Origin of the sequence: Chryseobacterium sp. 1B4, from assembly GCF_036631475.1 — a bacterium.
Lineage (GTDB): Bacteria > Bacteroidota > Bacteroidia > Flavobacteriales > Weeksellaceae > Chryseobacterium.
The window spans coordinates 64451-82307 of the sequence record NZ_JAPNUF010000008.1 but is presented as its reverse complement, the minus strand read 5'-3'; the positions used below and the strand labels follow the sequence as shown (position 1 = coordinate 82307).

At 38.1% G+C, this 17857-nt stretch carries 20 protein-coding genes and 1 pseudogene; 16 read left to right on the top strand and 5 right to left on the bottom strand.

Annotated elements, in window-relative coordinates:
- Nucleotides 1–43 precede the first annotated feature (43 nt).
- The 4 genes from OWR28_RS16405 to OWR28_RS16390 all read left to right on the top strand — a co-directional run bounded on the left by OWR28_RS16405 (nt 44) and on the right by OWR28_RS16390 (nt 2568).
- Nucleotides 44–694, top strand: a complete 651-nt coding sequence (locus OWR28_RS16405) for a protein-L-isoaspartate(D-aspartate) O-methyltransferase (protein ID WP_002977994.1) — start codon at nt 44–46, stop codon at nt 692–694.
- Nucleotides 695–900: 206 nt separating this feature from the next.
- Nucleotides 901–1164, top strand: coding sequence for a hypothetical protein (locus tag OWR28_RS16400; protein WP_002977995.1), 264 nt, complete (start codon nt 901–903; stop codon nt 1162–1164).
- 74 nt (nt 1165–1238) lie between these two features.
- Nucleotides 1239–2225, top strand: a complete 987-nt coding sequence (locus OWR28_RS16395) for a D-glycerate dehydrogenase (protein ID WP_332387578.1) — start codon at nt 1239–1241, stop codon at nt 2223–2225.
- Between the two features lie 49 nt (nt 2226–2274).
- On the top strand, nt 2275–2568 hold the full coding sequence (locus OWR28_RS16390) for a hypothetical protein (RefSeq protein ID WP_332387577.1): 294 nt from the start codon (nt 2275–2277) through the stop codon (nt 2566–2568).
- Between the two features lie 109 nt (nt 2569–2677).
- On the opposite strand, the gene OWR28_RS16385 is transcribed toward OWR28_RS16390, so the two are convergent.
- Nucleotides 2678–3115: an endonuclease domain-containing protein gene (locus OWR28_RS16385; RefSeq protein ID WP_332387576.1), complete on the bottom strand. Its 438-nt coding sequence runs from the start codon at nt 3113–3115 to the stop codon at nt 2678–2680.
- 223 nt (nt 3116–3338) lie between these two features.
- Here OWR28_RS16385 and hutU point away from each other — a divergent pair.
- The 4 genes and pseudogenes from hutU to OWR28_RS16365 all read left to right on the top strand — a co-directional run bounded on the left by hutU (nt 3339) and on the right by OWR28_RS16365 (nt 6866).
- Nucleotides 3339–5323 (top strand): annotated as a pseudogene (gene hutU / locus OWR28_RS16380) (urocanate hydratase).
- A 94-nt stretch (nt 5324–5417) separates the two neighbouring features.
- Nucleotides 5418–5624: a hypothetical protein gene (locus OWR28_RS16375; RefSeq protein ID WP_332387575.1), complete on the top strand. Its 207-nt coding sequence runs from the start codon at nt 5418–5420 to the stop codon at nt 5622–5624.
- A 20-nt stretch (nt 5625–5644) separates the two neighbouring features.
- Nucleotides 5645–5878 (top strand): hypothetical protein, encoded by a 234-nt coding sequence (locus tag OWR28_RS16370; RefSeq protein WP_494168477.1) that lies wholly within the window; start codon nt 5645–5647, stop codon nt 5876–5878.
- 217 nt (nt 5879–6095) lie between these two features.
- On the top strand, nt 6096–6866 hold the full coding sequence (locus OWR28_RS16365; RefSeq protein WP_332387574.1) for an MBL fold metallo-hydrolase: 771 nt from the start codon (nt 6096–6098) through the stop codon (nt 6864–6866).
- 403 nt (nt 6867–7269) lie between these two features.
- Here the strand turns inward: OWR28_RS16365 and tpx are convergent, their stop codons facing one another.
- Nucleotides 7270–7839 (bottom strand): thiol peroxidase, encoded by a 570-nt coding sequence (gene tpx, locus OWR28_RS16360; RefSeq protein ID WP_332387573.1) that lies wholly within the window; start codon nt 7837–7839, stop codon nt 7270–7272.
- Nucleotides 7840–8013: 174 nt separating this feature from the next.
- On the opposite strand from tpx, the gene OWR28_RS16355 reads away from it, so the two are divergent.
- The 4 genes from OWR28_RS16355 to OWR28_RS16340 all read left to right on the top strand — a co-directional run bounded on the left by OWR28_RS16355 (nt 8014) and on the right by OWR28_RS16340 (nt 11559).
- Complete coding sequence (locus OWR28_RS16355; protein WP_332387572.1) at nt 8014–9642, top strand: NADP-dependent glyceraldehyde-3-phosphate dehydrogenase; 1629 nt, start codon at nt 8014–8016, stop codon at nt 9640–9642.
- 153 nt (nt 9643–9795) lie between these two features.
- Nucleotides 9796–10305, top strand: coding sequence for an RNA polymerase sigma factor (locus OWR28_RS16350; RefSeq protein WP_332387571.1), 510 nt, complete (start codon nt 9796–9798; stop codon nt 10303–10305).
- Between the two features lie 11 nt (nt 10306–10316).
- Nucleotides 10317–11132 carry a hypothetical protein gene (locus tag OWR28_RS16345; RefSeq protein WP_332387570.1) on the top strand — a complete coding sequence of 272 codons (816 nt, stop codon included), beginning with the start codon at nt 10317–10319 and terminating at the stop codon, nt 11130–11132.
- Nucleotides 11133–11193: 61 nt separating this feature from the next.
- The gene (locus OWR28_RS16340; protein WP_332387569.1) at nt 11194–11559 is read left to right on the top strand and encodes a DUF7716 domain-containing protein; all 366 of its coding nucleotides are present in this window, start codon (nt 11194–11196) and stop codon (nt 11557–11559) included.
- An 87-nt stretch (nt 11560–11646) separates the two neighbouring features.
- On the opposite strand, the gene OWR28_RS16335 is transcribed toward OWR28_RS16340, so the two are convergent.
- Complete coding sequence (locus tag OWR28_RS16335) at nt 11647–12486, bottom strand: S41 family peptidase (protein WP_332387568.1); 840 nt, start codon at nt 12484–12486, stop codon at nt 11647–11649.
- A 44-nt stretch (nt 12487–12530) separates the two neighbouring features.
- Nucleotides 12531–13181 (bottom strand): hypothetical protein, encoded by a 651-nt coding sequence (locus OWR28_RS16330; RefSeq protein ID WP_332387567.1) that lies wholly within the window; start codon nt 13179–13181, stop codon nt 12531–12533.
- A 172-nt stretch (nt 13182–13353) separates the two neighbouring features.
- Between OWR28_RS16330 and OWR28_RS16325 the strand changes: the two genes are divergently transcribed.
- Complete coding sequence (locus tag OWR28_RS16325) at nt 13354–14211, top strand: MBL fold metallo-hydrolase (protein ID WP_332387566.1); 858 nt, start codon at nt 13354–13356, stop codon at nt 14209–14211.
- 311 nt (nt 14212–14522) lie between these two features.
- On the opposite strand, the gene OWR28_RS16320 is transcribed toward OWR28_RS16325, so the two are convergent.
- Nucleotides 14523–14735, bottom strand: a complete 213-nt coding sequence (locus OWR28_RS16320; protein ID WP_332387565.1) for an N-acetyltransferase — start codon at nt 14733–14735, stop codon at nt 14523–14525.
- Nucleotides 14736–15216: 481 nt separating this feature from the next.
- Between OWR28_RS16320 and OWR28_RS16315 the strand changes: the two genes are divergently transcribed.
- The 3 genes from OWR28_RS16315 to OWR28_RS16305 all read left to right on the top strand — a co-directional run bounded on the left by OWR28_RS16315 (nt 15217) and on the right by OWR28_RS16305 (nt 17776).
- Nucleotides 15217–15543: a hypothetical protein gene (locus OWR28_RS16315; RefSeq protein ID WP_332387564.1), complete on the top strand. Its 327-nt coding sequence runs from the start codon at nt 15217–15219 to the stop codon at nt 15541–15543.
- Between the two features lie 239 nt (nt 15544–15782).
- A complete protein-coding gene (locus tag OWR28_RS16310) occupies nt 15783–16688 on the top strand; it encodes a helix-turn-helix domain-containing protein (RefSeq protein ID WP_332387563.1) in 906 nt (301 codons plus the stop codon).
- Nucleotides 16689–16774: 86 nt separating this feature from the next.
- Nucleotides 16775–17776 (top strand): aldo/keto reductase, encoded by a 1002-nt coding sequence (locus OWR28_RS16305; protein ID WP_332387562.1) that lies wholly within the window; start codon nt 16775–16777, stop codon nt 17774–17776.
- The last annotated feature ends 81 nt before the right edge of the window (nt 17777–17857 follow it).

Sequence of the window (17857 nt, the reverse complement as noted above, 5' to 3'; positions counted from 1 at the left end):
GACGATTTCGGAATTCTAACTTCTAATTTCTTATTTTTGTCAAATGCAGGATTCGTTTGTACATAAAGGAAAAAGAAAGATTTTAGTAGATTACCTTCGCAACAGAATTGGAATTTCAGACGAAAATGTACTTTCGGCTATGAGTGAAGTTCCGAGACACCTTTTTATCGAAAGTATTTTTGAAGATTTTGCCTATGAGGACAGGGCATTTCCCATTCTGGCACACCAGACTATATCCCATCCTTCCACGGTAGCGGAGCAGTCTGAGCTGCTGAAGGTAAAACCTGGTGAAAAAGTGTTGGAGATTGGTACCGGATGCGGTTACCAGACCGCTGTTTTAATGGCAATGAAAGCCCATGTTTACACAGTAGAAAGGCAGAAAGATCTTTTTGATTTTTCTAAAAAGAAACTCAGGGAACTACATCTGTTCCCGAAATTCCAGAGTTTTGGGGATGGCTTTGCCGGGCTTCCTACCTTTGCTCCTTTTGATAAGATTATCGTTACCTGTGGAGCTTCTACTTTACCGACAGAATTATTAAAACAACTGAATGTCGGAGGAATAATGGTGATTCCGTTAGGGCCTACGGATGAACAGGTTTTATACAGATTTACCAAGGTAGGTCCCACAGAATTTGAAAAAGAAGAATTCGGTGCCTATAAATTTGTTCCTATGCTTGGAAGTACCAACCAATAATTGTATCACAGATACGGAATCGGCAGACCTACTGGTCTCAGACACCAATGCCATTGTAAAAACAATATAACAATAAGAACGGACTATTGGGTCCGTTTTTTTATGAATGAAATTTAAAAGGTTTAAACTAAAATTAAAATATTTTAACTGATTTCGGAATGAAAATTGGATTCACATCAGAACCCAATCACTAAAATCTTACTATTATGGATACGAACAGATTCAAAGCGTCACATGATTTTAGTAATCTTCAGAAAAACCTGCACAATAATCCGGGATATAGTGTAGAAAGCTATTCACAGCAGGTAAAAGATTACATCAGCGACATGAAAAAGAGGAATCAGGAAGCTACCAAGCAGGGATTTATGGCGCAGGCTCAGAAATCTGCAAAAGAAGTTTGGGCTGAGATTCAGGAAATTGCTTCGGAAGCCTGGGAGAAGAATAAAAACCATTCAGATGAAAAGAAATAATTTTTAATATTAAAGTTCAGAAACCTTACTTTTTGCGAGTGAGGTTTTTTATTGAAAACCATTAAACCATCACAATGAAAGTCTTTATCAATAAAAGAATTCCGGAAGCAGGAATTAAAATGCTGGAAGAAGCTGGTCTTGAAATAATTTTCCCGGAAAAAGAAAATCTGTCTTATGAAGAATGGCTGAATTACTGTAAAAATACCGATACTGTTTTAAGTATTGGAACAGAATTTAAATATGACAAAAATTTCTTTGAAGCCTGCCCGGACGTTAAAGCCATTGCATTATATTCTGTAGGTTTTGACCATGTAGATATTAAAGAAGCCACCCTCAGAAATATTCCGGTAGGGAATACCCCGGATGTACTGAGCCGGGCGACTTCGGATGTTGCTTTCTTACTCATGCAGGCAGCAGCAAGAAGAGCAAGCTACAATTTCGGGAAAGTAAAAGAGGGAAGCTGGGGTGCATTTGATCCTTTACACGCTTTGGGACAGGAATTGTATGGAAAAACGCTGGGGATTTTTGGACTGGGACGTATCGGATATGAAATGGCAGAAAAATCAAAGAAAGCCTTCGGCATGAATATCATTTATCATAACCGTCATCATAATGAAGAAGCAGAGCAGGAGCTGGGAGCCACTTATGTTTCTTTTGAAGACCTGATCAGAAACTCAGATGTATTGAGTGTTCATGCCAACTTTACTCCGGAACATAAAGAGTTGTTTAATGAGTCTGTTTTTAAACAGATGAAACCAAATGCTATTTTCATCAATACCGCCAGAGGGGGCTTTCACAATCAAAAAGATTTATACCAGGCATTGGTTGATCAGAAAATCTGGGGTGCAGGTCTGGATGTTACCAATCCTGAACCTGTGGCTGCGGATGATCCCATTCTGCAGCTTTCCAGCGTTTGCATTCTTCCGCACATCGGTTCGGCTACCGTTGAGGCCCGAAACGGAATGGCCAGACTGGCTGCAGGAAATATCATTGCTTTTGCAGAAAACAAAAAAATGCCAAATTGTGCCAACCCTGAAGTTTATTCTAATCATTCAGCCTAACTTGGAATTATTTTTGTTCTGATTACAGAAACCTTTAAATCGTAATATTATGGCACCAGAAAACAATATTAATGAACAAAACAGAAAGCTGGAACAGATGGATTATAATCCCAACGAAGATATATTCAAAAAAGAAAAACATATTCCGCTTGACGGAGACGGAAATCCTGTTTTAGATGAGGATTTTGATGAAGATAAAATTGATAAGGGACTGGATATTCCCGGTGCGGAAGATGATGATGAGATGGAAGAAATAGGGGAGGAAGATGAAGAAAATAACTATTGGAGTCTCAGCGATAATGAGGATGACCATGAAGAGGAAAATGATGATGTTTTAACTTAAATTTTTACGATAATAAACCAACCTTGCTGAATTTAGTAAGGTTTTTTTATGTTGGATAACGGCTAATAGGGTAATGGCAATTCCCTCCTTTGAGGGGTGGATTCAAAAATTAAAGAATTTTTGAAGACGGGGTGGTTCCAAAGTGCAATACAATAAAATTCTCCAGTTCTTTCATTACAGCACTTAGATTATTCCTCACATCAAAATCACTTATTCTGAAAACAAACAGGCCTAAAGATTCCAGATACTCCTCCCTTATGCCGTCATAAACCTGTTTCTCATCATAGCTGGACCCATCAATCTCAATGATTAGCCCCAGTGTTTTTACATAAAAATCAACAATATAATTTCCTATTATTCTTTGTCGGTCAAAATCAATTTTGTGAAAAGTTTTTGCACGGACTTTCTTCCAGAATATCACTTCACCTAAAATATGGGCTTTACGTTTTTCTTTTAATAATGCTTTTAAATAGGGATTATAGGGAAGATTTTCAACGAAATTCCTACGGATCGGAATTCCATTGATAACGGTAAGGATTTCTTTCATGATTGTGTTTATTTTTTACCACCCCGTCTTCCAAAGTTATCAACTTTGGAATCCACCCTTCCAATGGAGGGGAATGAGATGTATTTATCAAATATAGTATTTAATATCAAATGGTGACTGGTTTACAACTTAAACCATTCTTTACCCCTTGCCTATATTTCCTAATTTGAATATCTTTAAAACTTCAAACATTGTTTAAAAACATAGACCTTTAAATAGTAATATGACATTTCAAGAACAGATACAGCAGGGGATTCCTGATCAGCTGCCACAACCGAAACCATACGAAACCAATATCAACCATGCTCCGAAGCGTAAAGAAATTTTAGGGGAAGAAGAGAAAAACTGGCATTGAAGAATGCTTTACGTTATTTCGACCCTAAATTTCACGCAGAACTCATCCCTGAATTCAAGCAGGAACTGGAAGATTATGGAAGAATCTATATGTACCGTTTCCGTCCGGATTATGAAATGAAAGCAAGACCGATCACAGATTATCCCGGAAAATCTGAACAGGCAAAAGCGATTATGCTGATGATTCAGAATAACCTGGATTACGCGGTAGCGCAGCATCCTCACGAATTGATTACCTATGGAGGAAACGGAGCCGTATTTTCAAACTGGGCGCAGTATCTGCTGACAATGAAATATCTGTCTGAAATGAGCGATGAGCAGACATTGGTGATGTATTCCGGCCATCCGATGGGATTATTTCCTTCTCATAAAGATGCACCGAGAGTGGTGGTTACAAACGGAATGATGATCCCGAACTATTCAAAACCTGATGATTGGGAGAAGTTCAATGCATTAGGCGTTACCCAATACGGACAAATGACAGCAGGAAGTTATATGTATATTGGCCCACAGGGAATTGTTCACGGTACAACGATTACGGCTTTAAATGCTTTCAGAAAAATCAAAAAAGAACCGAAAGGAGGTCTTTTCGTAACCTCAGGATTAGGGGGAATGAGTGGTGCCCAGCCAAAAGCAGGCAATATTGCCGGCTGTGTGACGGTATGTGCCGAAGTGAACCCGAAAATTACCAAAATCCGTCATGATCAGAAATGGGTGAATGAGATTCATGAAGATCTTGATGCACTGGTAAAAAGAGTAAGAGAAGCACAGGCTAACAAAGAAACGGTTTCTCTGGCTTATCTTGGAAATGTGGTTGATGTATGGGAGAAATTCGATCAGGAAGATTTGAGAATCGATATTGGTTCAGACCAGACTTCGCTTCACAATCCTTGGGCGGGTGGTTACTATCCGGTAGGACAAAGTTTTGAAGAATCAAATATAATGATGGCTGAAAACCCTAAATTATTCAAAGAAAAAGTTCAGGAAACGTTAAGAAGACATGCGGCAGCTATCAATAAACATACAGCAAAAGGAACTTATTTCTTCGATTACGGTAATGCCTTCTTACTTGAAGCTTCCAGAGCAGGGGCTGATGTAATGGCAGAAAATCCGACATTAGGAAGAGAATTCAGATATCCGAGCTATGTTCAGGATATTATGGGACCCATGTGTTTTGATTATGGCTTCGGGCCGTTCCGTTGGGTATGTACAAGCGGAAACCCTGAAGATCTGAAAAAGACGGATGACATTGCGTGTGCCGTATTGGAAGAAATGATTAAGAACTCTCCTGAGGAAATCCAGCAGCAGATGAAAGACAACATCCAGTGGATCAAAGGAGCACAGGAAAATAAACTGGTGGTAGGTTCCCAGGCAAGAATCCTGTATGCAGATGCAGAAGGAAGAATGAAGATTGCGGAAGCCTTCAACAAAGCTATTAAAAACGGAGAGATAGGACCTGTGGTATTAGGTAGAGACCACCATGATGTCTCAGGAACAGATTCTCCTTACAGGGAGACCTCCAATATCTATGACGGCTCAAGGTTTACTGCAGATATGGCCATTCACAATGTGATTGGTGACAGTTTCCGCGGGGCTACCTGGGTTTCCATTCACAATGGTGGCGGAGTAGGCTGGGGAGAAGTGATCAACGGTGGTTTCGGAATGCTTCTTGACGGAAGCGATGATGCCGACAGAAGACTGAAGTCTATGCTTTTCTGGGACGTAAACAACGGAATCTCAAGAAGAAGCTGGGCAAGAAACGAAGGTGCTATTTTCGCTATCAAAAGAGCTATGGAAGCAGAACCGAACCTGAAGGTAACCCTGCCAAACCTTGTAGACGAAGACTTACTGTAATATATAAATTCAGCATTGGCAACGATCAACAAAAAACTGTTTTCACATCTGAACGTAGAGGATAACGATCCTGTATGGGAAAAATTTGCTGAGGTTGAATTTTCAAAAAAAGATATTTCCGGACCGCAAAGCTTATCTGCTGGAAGATGGGCATGTCCGGAAATATTACATCAGCAGCACATCGGATATGGATACCGAAATCTGTGCAGAGTTTTACTTTCCGGGAGATATTTTTACCGTTGAAGAAAAACTTCGGATGCGGTTTACGAATCCATCAGCAGCGGTCTGGCATGGGAAATAACCCTGGCTGAGGTGAAAGATATGTTTGCTTTAAATCCACACTGCCGTTTTGTAAAGAATTATTATCTCAGCAGAAAACTGAATGCGGCCATGAAGAGGGAAATGCTTTTACTGAAAAATACTCCGCAGGACCTCTATGAATACCTGCTGAAAAACAAGCCCCATTACATTCAGAATATTCCTTTAAAATATCTGGCCTCTTATATCGGGATTACGCCTATCTCTTTAAGCAGAATAAGAAAAAGAATTTTGTAAGCTGGAAGCTGGAGGTTACTCTCAGTCTTCAGATTTTTTTAGGTTTAATGATTAAATTGATCCATCATTTCAAATAAAGGAGAGGTATAGTTATTCTATCACCTCAATAACTTCCATCTTCCATCCTTCAGCTCCCATCCTCAAAACGCCCTCATTAATTATCTTTTGTTTATTGACTGGCCTTCCGGAAGTCTTTTCCTTTGCTGGAAAAAAGAATATGGAAATACAAAAATTAAACTGGGCAGGTATCCAACTGACATCAGATCACAAAACCATCTTAATAGACGCTGTAGAAGATTACTCATACTATAAACCCGTTTTAGGGGATGCAGTAGAGAATCTTATAGAGTTTTCAGACCATGTACAGGCAGATTATATCCTGTTTACCCATATGCATCTCGATCATTTTGATAAAGGAGTCATCCGGAAATGTTTAAAGAATGACGGAAAACTGATTGTATATAAAGGACTTGAAGATGTAGTAAGAAAAATATTGGTTGGCGTAGAGATGATTGTTCTTGATCTTGATGAAACCTTCACAGAAAACAATATCACCTTCAAACCCGTATTTGCGATGGATGGCGTGGGAGAAATACAGTCTTCATGGATTGTGGATGATGGAGAAACCAAGATCTTTCATGGCGGAGATACCATCTGGCATAACCAGTTCTGGAAGCTCGGAAAAGAAAATCCAAATATAGATTATGCCTTTTTACCCGTAAACGGTGTTGTTGTCAATTTTGAAGTTATCGGTTTGGAGTATAGCCCGGTTCCTGCATCGCTTAATCTGAAAGAAGCCTTTGCAGCAGCGCATTTGCTCCATGCAAAAAAACTGGTCCCTATACACTATGGTTTGTTTACGCATGAGAAATTTTATATTCCTCAGGTATTTGATGATCAGGATTTGAAAAACATTTCAGAGGAAGTAGGACAGGAGTATATGGTTTTGAAAGATGGAGTGATGCTGATAGAATCTCAACATCAATAGAACGGGCTCTAGCCCGTTTTCTGGACAGATAGCTTTGCCTCTTTATTGTCATTCCGGAGGAATCCAGGCTGTTACTTTAAAATGTAGGTTCCATGCTCCACTTCGTTCCACTCTGAATGACAAATGGTGCGCACATAATTTGCACAATCAACGTAGAGCTCTTCACCTCTTTTGTCATTCCGGAGGAATCCAGGCTTTTACTTTAAATGTAGGTTCCATGCTCCACTTCGTTCCGCTCTGAATGACAAATGGTGCGCATATAATTTGCACTTCTGAACTATCTTCCCAACCTTCGGCCTTTGCTCTGAATGCTATATATTGTGTATATTTAAATATAATTAAAATAACAGTCTCGGGCGATCGAAGATCGCCCGAGACTGTCTTTATTATAAAATAAAAATTATTATTTCACTGCTGCAATAGCCGCTTCATAATTCGGTTCCTGGGAAATATCCGGTACCTGCTCTTCATAAATGATTTTTCCTGATGGGTCTATTACCACAACTGCCCTGCTCAGAAGCCCTTTCATTGGAGAATCTACCAGCTCCACACCATAGTTCCACCCGAAGTCGGAACGGAAATCTGAAAGCATTACCACATTTTTGATTCCTTCCGCACCACAGAACCTTTTCTGGGCAAACGGCAGGTCTTTGGAAATACAAAGTACTACGGTATTGGGAAGATTTCCCGCCTCTTCATTGAAATGGTGCACGGAGGCAGAGCATACTCCTGTATCTACACTCGGAAAGATATTCAGAATAACATATTTCCCTTTGTAGGAATCCAGGGTCTGATCATTCATATTGACATCTGTTAGGGTAAATTTAGGAGCTGGCTTATTGAGAGCCGGTAATTTGGCATAGGTATGGACTTCCTTTCCTCCCATTAAAACTGTATTGATGGCTTTGGATTTTTGAGCAAAGCCCACTGCAGAACAGAATAAGAGTGTACTGAAAACTAATTTTGAAAACATGAAATTTAATTTTTTATGCTAAATTATTCTTTTTTCAGGACCTGAGATTAATTTTAATTCAAATAGATCAAATCTATTGTCAGAATATTTTTTTCAAAACAATTTACCTCTACCTTTATATTATAAATCTCCGGAAGAAGGAGAAGCTTATCACATAAAAAAATAGAAAGATTTATGAGTTCAGAAAATACAGCATCATTTCATCACATTTTTAAGAGTGAAAACGAAATCCCTGAAGAATATAAAGTTCCGGTGATTCACCAAAGGACTTATCTTTTGAATGGCGAACTGGTAGAGTGGAACGGTGATGTCACCGAAATCTATTCACCTGTATGCATTCCTACAGAAAACGGATTGGAAAGGAAACTGCTGGGAAGCATTCCGAATATTGGACCAAATGAAGCCATGGAAGTCCTTGAAGCCTGTGTAAAAGCCTATGATAACGGTCTTGGTGAATGGCCGACTATGTCTGTGGAAGGGCGTATAAAATGTATGCAGAAATTCGTGTACCTGATGATCCAGCAGAGAGATCTGATCATTAAGTTACTGATGTGGGAAATCGGGAAAACGCTGGCCGATTCTACAAAAGAATTTGACCGTACCGTAGATTATATCAATCAAACCATTGATGCACTGAAAGATCTTGACAGGGAATCTTCCCGTTTTCAGCAGGCGGAGGGAACCATTGCGCAGATCAGAAGAGCACCGCTTGGAGTCGTTTTAAGTATGGGGCCGTTCAATTATCCTCTGAATGAAATTTTTACCACATTGATTCCTGCCCTGATCATGGGAAATACCATTCTTTTCAAGCTTCCCAAACATGGTGTATTGGCTCACTATCCATTATTAGAAGCCTTCAAAGAAGCATTTCCAAAGGGAACAGTGAATACTTTATATGGAAAAGGCTCAGAAATCATTACCCCGATCATGGAAAGCGGAAAAGTGAATGTCCTTGCTTTCATCGGGTCTAGTAAAGTAGCGAACGGGCTGAAAAAACTGCATCCTAAGGTAAACCGTTTAAGAGCCATTTTAAGTCTGGATGCGAAAAATGCAGCCATTGTTACCAAGAATGCAAACCTGGATGTAGCGGTAAGCGAATGTATTCTAGGTTCTCTTTCCTTCAACGGACAGCGTTGCACAGCGCTCAAGCTTATATTTGTTCAGAAAGAAGTGGCACTGGAATTTACTGAAAAGCTGAGTGCTGCTGTTTCTGCTTTGAAACCGGGGCTTCCGTGGGAGAAAGATGTGAAAGTAACACCACTTCCGGAAGTCAATAAACCTCCTTACTTGAAGGAATGCATTGATGATGCCCTGCAGAAAGGAGCCGCAGTGCTGAATAAAGATGGCGGCTATACGGATGAGTCGTTTGTTTTCCCGGCGGTAGTATATCCTGTAAACAGTGATATGAAACTGTATCATGAAGAGCAGTTTGGTCCCGTAATTCCTGTTGTTCCGTTTGAAGATATAGAAGAACCTATAGAATATCAGGTGAATGCTTCACACGGGATGCAGGTAAGTATTTTCAGTGAAGATCCTCAGGAGGTAGCGAGACTGATCGATCCGTTCGTGAATCTTGTAAGCCGTGTCAATATCAACTGTCAGGCACAGAGAGGCCCGGATGTTTTCCCTTTTACCGGAAGAAAAGACAGTGCGGAAGGAACGCTTTCAGTTTTTGATGCCCTGCGTTCATTCTCTATCAGGTCTTTAGTAGCAGCAAAACTTACGGAATCCAACAAAGAGTTACTTAATACTATTGTAAGAGAGCATGATTCCAACTTTTTAAGTACAGATTATATTTTCTGATCGTACCGATATTGTATTTAACATAAAATAAAAATCCTCAATAAACTTATTTGTTTGTTGAGGATTTTTTTAACTTAATACCGGAAATTAAAGTTTTGTGTTATAATAAGGTGGTGTTTTTTAGAAATATCATCTATGATCAGTTTTTAAATCATGTGTTCACCGGAAAAAGAATTTTTAGAGAAAATTGAAAAGCACAAAGGAGTAGTTTTCAAGATCTCTAAAATGTATATGGATAATAAGGACGATCAGAATGATCTCTACCAGGAGATTATTTACCAGGCCTGGAAATCATACGGTGATTTTCAAAAGAGGAGTGATTTCTCCACATGGCTGTACAGAACTGCACTTAACACAGCAATTGTTTTTTTGCGAAGTGAAAAAAAACGTAGTTTTATACAGAATCAGAATATAGATGGGCTAAGTGCCCGGCAGGAGCCTTATAATGATACAGATGATATAAACATGAAGAGGATGTATGATGCAATCCATCAGTTGAGCCCCATTGATAAAGCGCTGATATTTTTCTTTTTAGAAGGTTTTTCCGGAAAAGAAATTGCAGTGCAGCTGGGAATTACCGAAGTGAATACAAGGGTAAAGCTGAAAAGGGCTAAAGAAAAACTGAAAGAGATCATTACCCGCCAGAATACGGGCTCCTATTAAACGATAACACTATGGAGTTAGAAAACTTTAAAGAACTTTGGAATAAAGATACAGGACAGGAATCTCCTGAAATTTCTCTGGAAAAGAAAAGAGAAATCCATTCTCCGCTGCAGATGCTGAAAGTGAATATGGAAACTGAATTCTGGCTGATGATTGTAACACTGCCAATGCTTTTAACCGGTTTCCCTTTTGCTTCTACAGATTATAACATCAGGACCATATCAGCATTTGTCACCATCCTCACCGTTGCGATTATCGTTTATTTTTATTCCCGGTTCCTGAAACTGTATAAGCTGCTCAGGAAAAACAGCATCAATACCAATTATGACCTGTTCAATCTTAAAACCCAGCTTCTTATCTCGAAAGAAATTTATATTTCCTATTATATTTCTTATATCCCTCTCGGGTTTCTTTTGTCCCTGGTTAAAATCAACTTCCATTTTGACATGGAATATAATCTGGCGATCTTCGGAATCAGCCTTCTGATTACATTATTGCTGATCGCTTTTATCATCAGATACTGGATCTATTATATGTATGGAAGGTATATTGATGATGTAGTGCGGCTGGTAGATGAGCTTAACGGAATTGAAGTAAGCCCCAAACAGGAAAAGAAAAAGTCCTGGTTTGAACGCTCACAGATTTTTTTCATGAATAAAATGGGAATTAAAGGGAATATTCTGAATACCGTCATATGGTTTATATCCATGTATATTTTTATCATTTTATTCCTGACACTTGTTCTTCTGATCATCATCATACTGGGGGCAAAACTGGATTTCCTCGATATCGGGTCATTACAGAGGGCTTTAAATAAACTTAATTAGAAATGGTCTGTCTTCTGTAAATTTTCTATCTTTAACAAGTTGAGCTGTTAAAAAATATCAGATGGATGAGATTAAAAATCAGATGTATTCTATAGAAGAATTTCTGGAACTTGTGAAGTATAAGAAAGACAGGAAAGAATCCTATGACCCCGAATACAATTATGCAGTGTATTCTTCGAAAGAAGAATTTGAGCCTGAAATGAAAATTTTCATCGGAGATCCTCTCGATATTGGTGAAAATGATAATGAAATCTTACCTGATTTTGTATACCATAATAAATTAAACTATATGTGCTCTGATGAGAATATTCAGGATGTGGTAGACCTTGCTTTCCGGCAGTATGGAGATGTTACTGCTTCCCAGCTTATCACTGCCCTGAACCATTATCTTCAAAAAGATGACTTTCCTGATTTTAAACAAGATTGATGTTTCAGCTGAAATCATAAAAGTCTTCAGGAGAATTGAAGAGATAAAAATTTTGCGGGCTTTCAGCCCGCCGAAACCTTTTTATCATTATTGCTTTTTATTTTTCTTTTCCTTGGCAATTTCGTTTTTTATCCAATCCAGCTGAGGATCTTTTTTATCAATAATATCCTGCATGCTTTCAATAACTTTTACATCAGGAATAACCCCTTTCCGCGAATCTGAAAAATTGATATTAGGCTGTACCAGAAGCAATCCGATAGGAAATCTTATTTCAGAATTGGGTAGCTTCTGATACGAATAAAAACCTGCAACAGTCCCGTCATTGGCACCACCGGTCTCTTCTCCCACCAGCGTTGCTCTTTTATCATTCTTAAGCTTGGCCGTAATAATAGAAGAGGCTGAAAAGCTTCCACCGTTGATCAGTACAAAAACTTTTCCATGAAAGGCCTCTTTTTTAGGTTTTGTAGGTTTGTCAGCTTTCATTTTATAGAAAACCTTTCCGTCTTTTTTATACGTACTGAAAGCCTGTGCGAAAAAATAACTTGGGTAGGCAATACTTTTCAGTGCATATTCCAACGGATTACTTTTCCTGAAGTAATTGGTACGCAGAGGAGTATTTCTTGCGGTCACCTGCGAAGGTTTGATAAGAGTGAACGGTGCATCTGCCAGATAGGAATACAGGTTGTTGATTTCATAAAGAGAGCCTCCATAGTTGTTCCGGACATCGATAATGAGATAAGAAGACCTGGCATTACTGATCCTGGCAAAAGTTTCCTTATAGAACCTATCCGAAAAGTCCCTGGAAAAGCTTTTCACTTTTATATAAGCAATAGTACTGTCTTTATCGAGAAATTTGAAGCTTCTGTTATAAGAATCACTGGAAGCTACATAATCATTCAGTTTCTTTTCCCGGGTCTTTTTCTGCATTTCCTTGTCCTTTTCAAGATCAGAGTCGGATTTTGTTTCCCGGGTTATGGTATACGCTTTTTCCCCCGGTAGAGGGTTTCAAGGGTGGCTTTGCTGCCAAAACCATTTTCTGCAGTGTAAAAATTAAAGAAAAGATCCTTTAAAAAATAGGGATAGAAAGTGGTATTATCGCCGTCACTGCTGATGAGGCTTCTGTATTTTTTTATATAATCGGATACAGGAACATGATTGATGGATAAAATTTCGGTTCCGGGTTGTATATGCTCAATAGAATCTTTGTTTTCAATAATATACATTCTATCTCCTGAAATATAATATTCAAAACGGCTGAACATCCCTTTCTGATGTTCCAGTCTTTTAATTTCGTTTTTGGTAAATTTCTGTCTGGGAATTCTCAGTGAAAGATGTCCTTCCCGGATGCCGGCAATAACAGGCTGAAGCTTAAAATAAAACTGAAGAGGAGTAAGAGGTTCAGTAATTGTCTGCTTGAGACTGTCAAATTTATGTTCCAATTCCTTCTTGGGGATATACCAGTATAATTGAGGATGCATTTGCTGTAATTTTGAATAGGCAAAATCCACATCCTCCTTAAGTTGTTCCGGTGGAATACATGCAGCACGCTGTTCGTTGTGTTTTTTTATAGAGGCACAGGACGAAAATATAGCGAGAAGAAATATTACCGAATAATTTTTCAATGTATCTGAGTTTTTTTAACGTGCTAAAATAGAAAGTTTAAAATTAATCATGATTTAAATGAGTAATAAATTTTCCAAAATACATGATAAATTTAGTTAAAAAATGTAGTAAAATGGAATATATTTTCATTTAAAACTAAAAGTCGATACATTTGATATTTATTTTATACGGATGATTTACTGGGTTATTACGAGTGTGGCTGTTCTGACAGTTACTTTTTTTATTGTGATCAATATGAAGGCATTTGGCGGGGTGCCAAAAGGAAAGAGGCTGAAGCGGATAAGACAGTCGAAGCTCTATAAAAACAAGCAGTTCCGGAATATCAGCCATACTCCTTCTATCACAGAAGGATATAAAATGTCGAAGGTGGCGTATGATTTCTTTTTAGGTAAGAAAGATCCGCTGTTGAAGCCTCTGAAGGCTATCCCATCTTTTCATACGGATTTGAAAAATAGAGATAAAAATCAGGATGTACTGATATGGCTGGGGCACTCATCTTATTATTTGCAGACAGATGGGGTTTCTTTTTTAATTGATCCTGTTTTGAGTCTGTATGGTTCACCTTTTAAATATTTTAATAAAGCATTTAAAGGATCGGATATTTTCAGGCCGGAAGATATTCCCGATATTGATTATCTTGTCATAACCCATGATCATTTTGATCATTTGGATTATCCCACTGTACAGTCTATAAGAGACAGAACAGGAATGGTAATTTTACCTCTGGGAGTGGGAGCACATCTGGAAAGGTGGGGGTATACTGAAGACAGGCTTATTGAAGAAGAGTGGGGAGCAGAAGTTGATTTGAAAAATGACCTGAAAATTATTTTTACCCCTGCCAGACATTTTTCCGGCAGAAGGGTAAGGAAGAATGATACCCTTTGGAGTTCTTATGTCCTGATTACGCCAACAAAGAAAATTTTCTTAGGAGGAGACAGTGGTTATGATAGCCATTTTAAAACAATCGGAGAGCAATATGGTCCGTTTGACTATGCAATTCTTGAGAACGGACAATATGGGGAAGCCTGAAGTACATCCATACGTTACCGGAAGATGTTATCCAGGCTGCTATTGATCTCAAAGCAGAACGTATTATTCCTGTTCATGCTGCAAAATTTGCACTGGCACTTCATCCATGGAATGAACCTTTACAAAAGATAACGGCTCTCGGAAAAGAAAAAACTGAATATCCTCACTCCGATGATCGGTGAGGTAGTAGATCTGAATCAGTCAGAACAGCAATTTACCACCTGGTGGGAAAGCTGATCAGGCATGCCAGATTTCTTTATATCTTGCGGGGTGGTTCTCAAACTGTTGTCTTACAAAATCACATTCCGGGTCTACAAGCAAATCTTTTCTTCTGCATAACGTACCAGCTCATCCAGCAATAGTTTGGCGTATCCTTTTCCCTCACGTTCTTCATCAAGCTTCGTATAATATACGATAAGCAGTCTTCCGTCAACCTCTATGGACATATAACCTGCTTTTTTATCATCAATAAACAGCTGCAATTCATCCTGATATGGAGATACCTGAAACTTTATATTTTCCATAATTATTAAGATTTGGTTGATTAAATAATTGAAGAATATTTTCAAAAAAACATTCTCTTCATTAAAATTACAAAATTAAATGATATCAAATAATACTTTTCAATAATCTTAACGAATTTTATAACGTAAATGGGAAAAGATAAAAGATAAAAGATGTTGTTATTACAATTCAATAGGGGTTGGCTTTAGCCCACCTACTAAAAAATATCATCCGTTGGCTTTAGCCGAAACTTAAACAACTTTCTTTAAAAGTTACGATCACTTAATAAGTGATTAAATATCACTAAGTAAGTGTTGTTTAGTAAAATTAATTTTTTCTCGATAATAAAATTAAAACGGTTAAAATTTATCAAAAAATATAGAATGTATTTTGAATATAATCAGATGTTTATGGTTTTTCTTAACAAATATTAGCATTTGCAGTTAACAATTGGCACTTTAATTGACTGTCTCTTCATGTTTAATCTTAAAGTGGAGTGAAATGAAAAAATTAATATTAACAGCATTATTGGTTGGGACATTTAGTCTAAGTTATGCCCAGTCCGATTATTATAACGATTACAGAAGGAGTATTTCAGATATCAACTGGCAAAGGGTGATCACTGATCTTGTACTTTCAACCACACAGGCGAATCAGATCTATGTATTGAATGACAGGTATCGTGATTATGATTCATGGAACAGGGTTTATGTAGTAGAGCCGGGAAGATGGAGAAATGACCGTTATTCTGAACTGGAAAGAATCCTGGGTAGAGAAAAGTATATTATCTTTAAAAGAAATATTACAGAGGGCAAAATCCTGTCATAGTTTACGGAAGAAACAAAAATGATTACAAAAAGTTCCGTAAAGAACAGGAAAAATACTATAAAAATCAGGAGAAGTACTATAAGAAACAGAACAAACATCGTGGTCATGGACATGACGACGATTGGGATTAACAATTATCAACTATACTCACTTACATGGCTGGCATCTTTGTCAGCCATTTTTATATTCGGCAGGAATATTTTTATTATTAATTTGTTTGAATTTTATAATTTTGATATATGGAAACACACGAATCACTTAAGGACTTTTACGAAAGAAATGCTCCCAGTCTGGAATCACCATGCATCGGAATCAGTAAAATGGGGCACTTCAATGTATTTTCCCGGGAACACTGCTCATTACTAACTCCTTATAGCAGGAGATATTATTACAAAATTTCACTGATCATAGGAAAGGGAAAACTTCATTATGCCGATAAATGGATTAAAGTGGATCGCCCTGCATTATTGTTTTCAAATCCTAATATTCCTTATTCATGGGAGGCTGATGATGCCAATCAGAAAGGCTGGTTCTGTCTGTTTACAGATCAGTTTCTGCATAATGGGAGCCGTATGGGTAATCTTCAGGATTCTCCGCTTTTTAAGATTGGAGGAACTCCGGTTTTCTTTGTTGATGAAGAACAGCAGAAAGTACTTTCGGATATGTATTCAAAAATGATGACTGAAATTCAGTCGGATTATATTCATAAATACGATATGCTGAGAGCGTATCTTCATCTGATGATCCATGAAACCATCAGAATGCAGCCGGCAGAAAGTTTTGAGCCTTATCAGAATGCCTCGCAAAGAGTAGCTTCTTTGTTTATGGAATTGCTGGAAAGACAATTTCCGATTGACAGTCCCGCGGCCTGTTTAAAATTAAAGACTCCCAATGATTATGCACAGAGCCTTTCAATACATGTGAATTCATTAAACCGTTCTGTAAAAGAGATTACAGGGAAAACAACCAGCCAGCAGATCACGGCAAAGATTATTCAGGAAGCACATGCTTTGCTTACCCATACAGACTGGAATATCTCTGAAATTGCTTACGGCCTGGGCTTTGAAGAACCTGCTTATTTTACCAACTATTTTAAAAAGCAGACGGGAATTACCCCAAATGCTCTACGGATGAACCTTGTTTGAATTTTATAATTCTTGGTTTGAATTCTATATAACAGTTGATCTTTCCATATTCTAATTTTGTCTTGTAAAATTAAATCATACCTATCATGAAATTTAAAAAATTAGGAAACACAGAAGAACAGTTATCAGCAATCGGTTTAGGATGCATGGGGATGAGTTTTGCTTATGGTCCTACCGATGAGCAGGAAAGCATCAATACCTTACACAGAGCGTTGGATTTGGGCGTTAACTTTTGGGATACAGCAGATATGTATGCCAATGGAGAAAACGAAAAACTGATCTCTAAGGTTTTGGTTCCGAACAGAGATAAAATTTTTATTGCTACCAAATTCGGATTCAGGTTTAAAGATGGTAAAGCAAGCCACAGCGGAGCTCCGGGAACTTATTTTGATGGTTCTCCGGAATGGATCAGACAGGCCGTAGATTTAAGCCTTCAAAGGTTAAAAATCGATACTATTGACTTATATTACGCCCACAGGGTAGATCCCAATGTTCCTGTAGAAGAAACGGTAGGAGCAATGGCAGAATTGGTAAAAGCAGGAAAAGTAAAATATCTCGGATTGTCTGAAGCTTCAGCAGAATCTATCAGAAAAGCCAATAAAATTCACCCGATTGCAGCTTTACAATCTGAATATTCTATTTTAACCAAAGATGTTGAAAAAGAAATTTTACCGGCCATCAGAGAACTGGGAATTTCTCTGGTTCCTTATTCACCGCTGGCAAGAGGGCTCTTCACCAATATCTATGATGCACAAAATCTGGGTGATGACGATTTCAGAAAATCATTACCGCGTTATCAGCAGGAATATCTTGAAAATAACACAAAGCTGGCTAACGAAATCAACGAATTTGCAGCTTCCAAAGGAGTGAAGGGAACCCAGCTTGCCCTAGCTTGGGTGCTGAACCAGGGAGATGATATCATTCCGATTCCGGGTACAAAGCGAATCAAATACCTGGAAGAAAATATTGCTGCGGTCAATATAGAGCTTTCCCGGTCGGATCTGGATACCATTGATGCCATCCTGAAAAAATATCCTAATGTAGGAGAAAGATACAATGAAGGTTCAATGAAATTGGTAAACAACTAAAAAACTATTTTAGATAAAAACTGAGTTTCTTCTTATGAAAGGAGCTCAGTTTTTTTACATTTATTTTTAAATGAAAAGAAC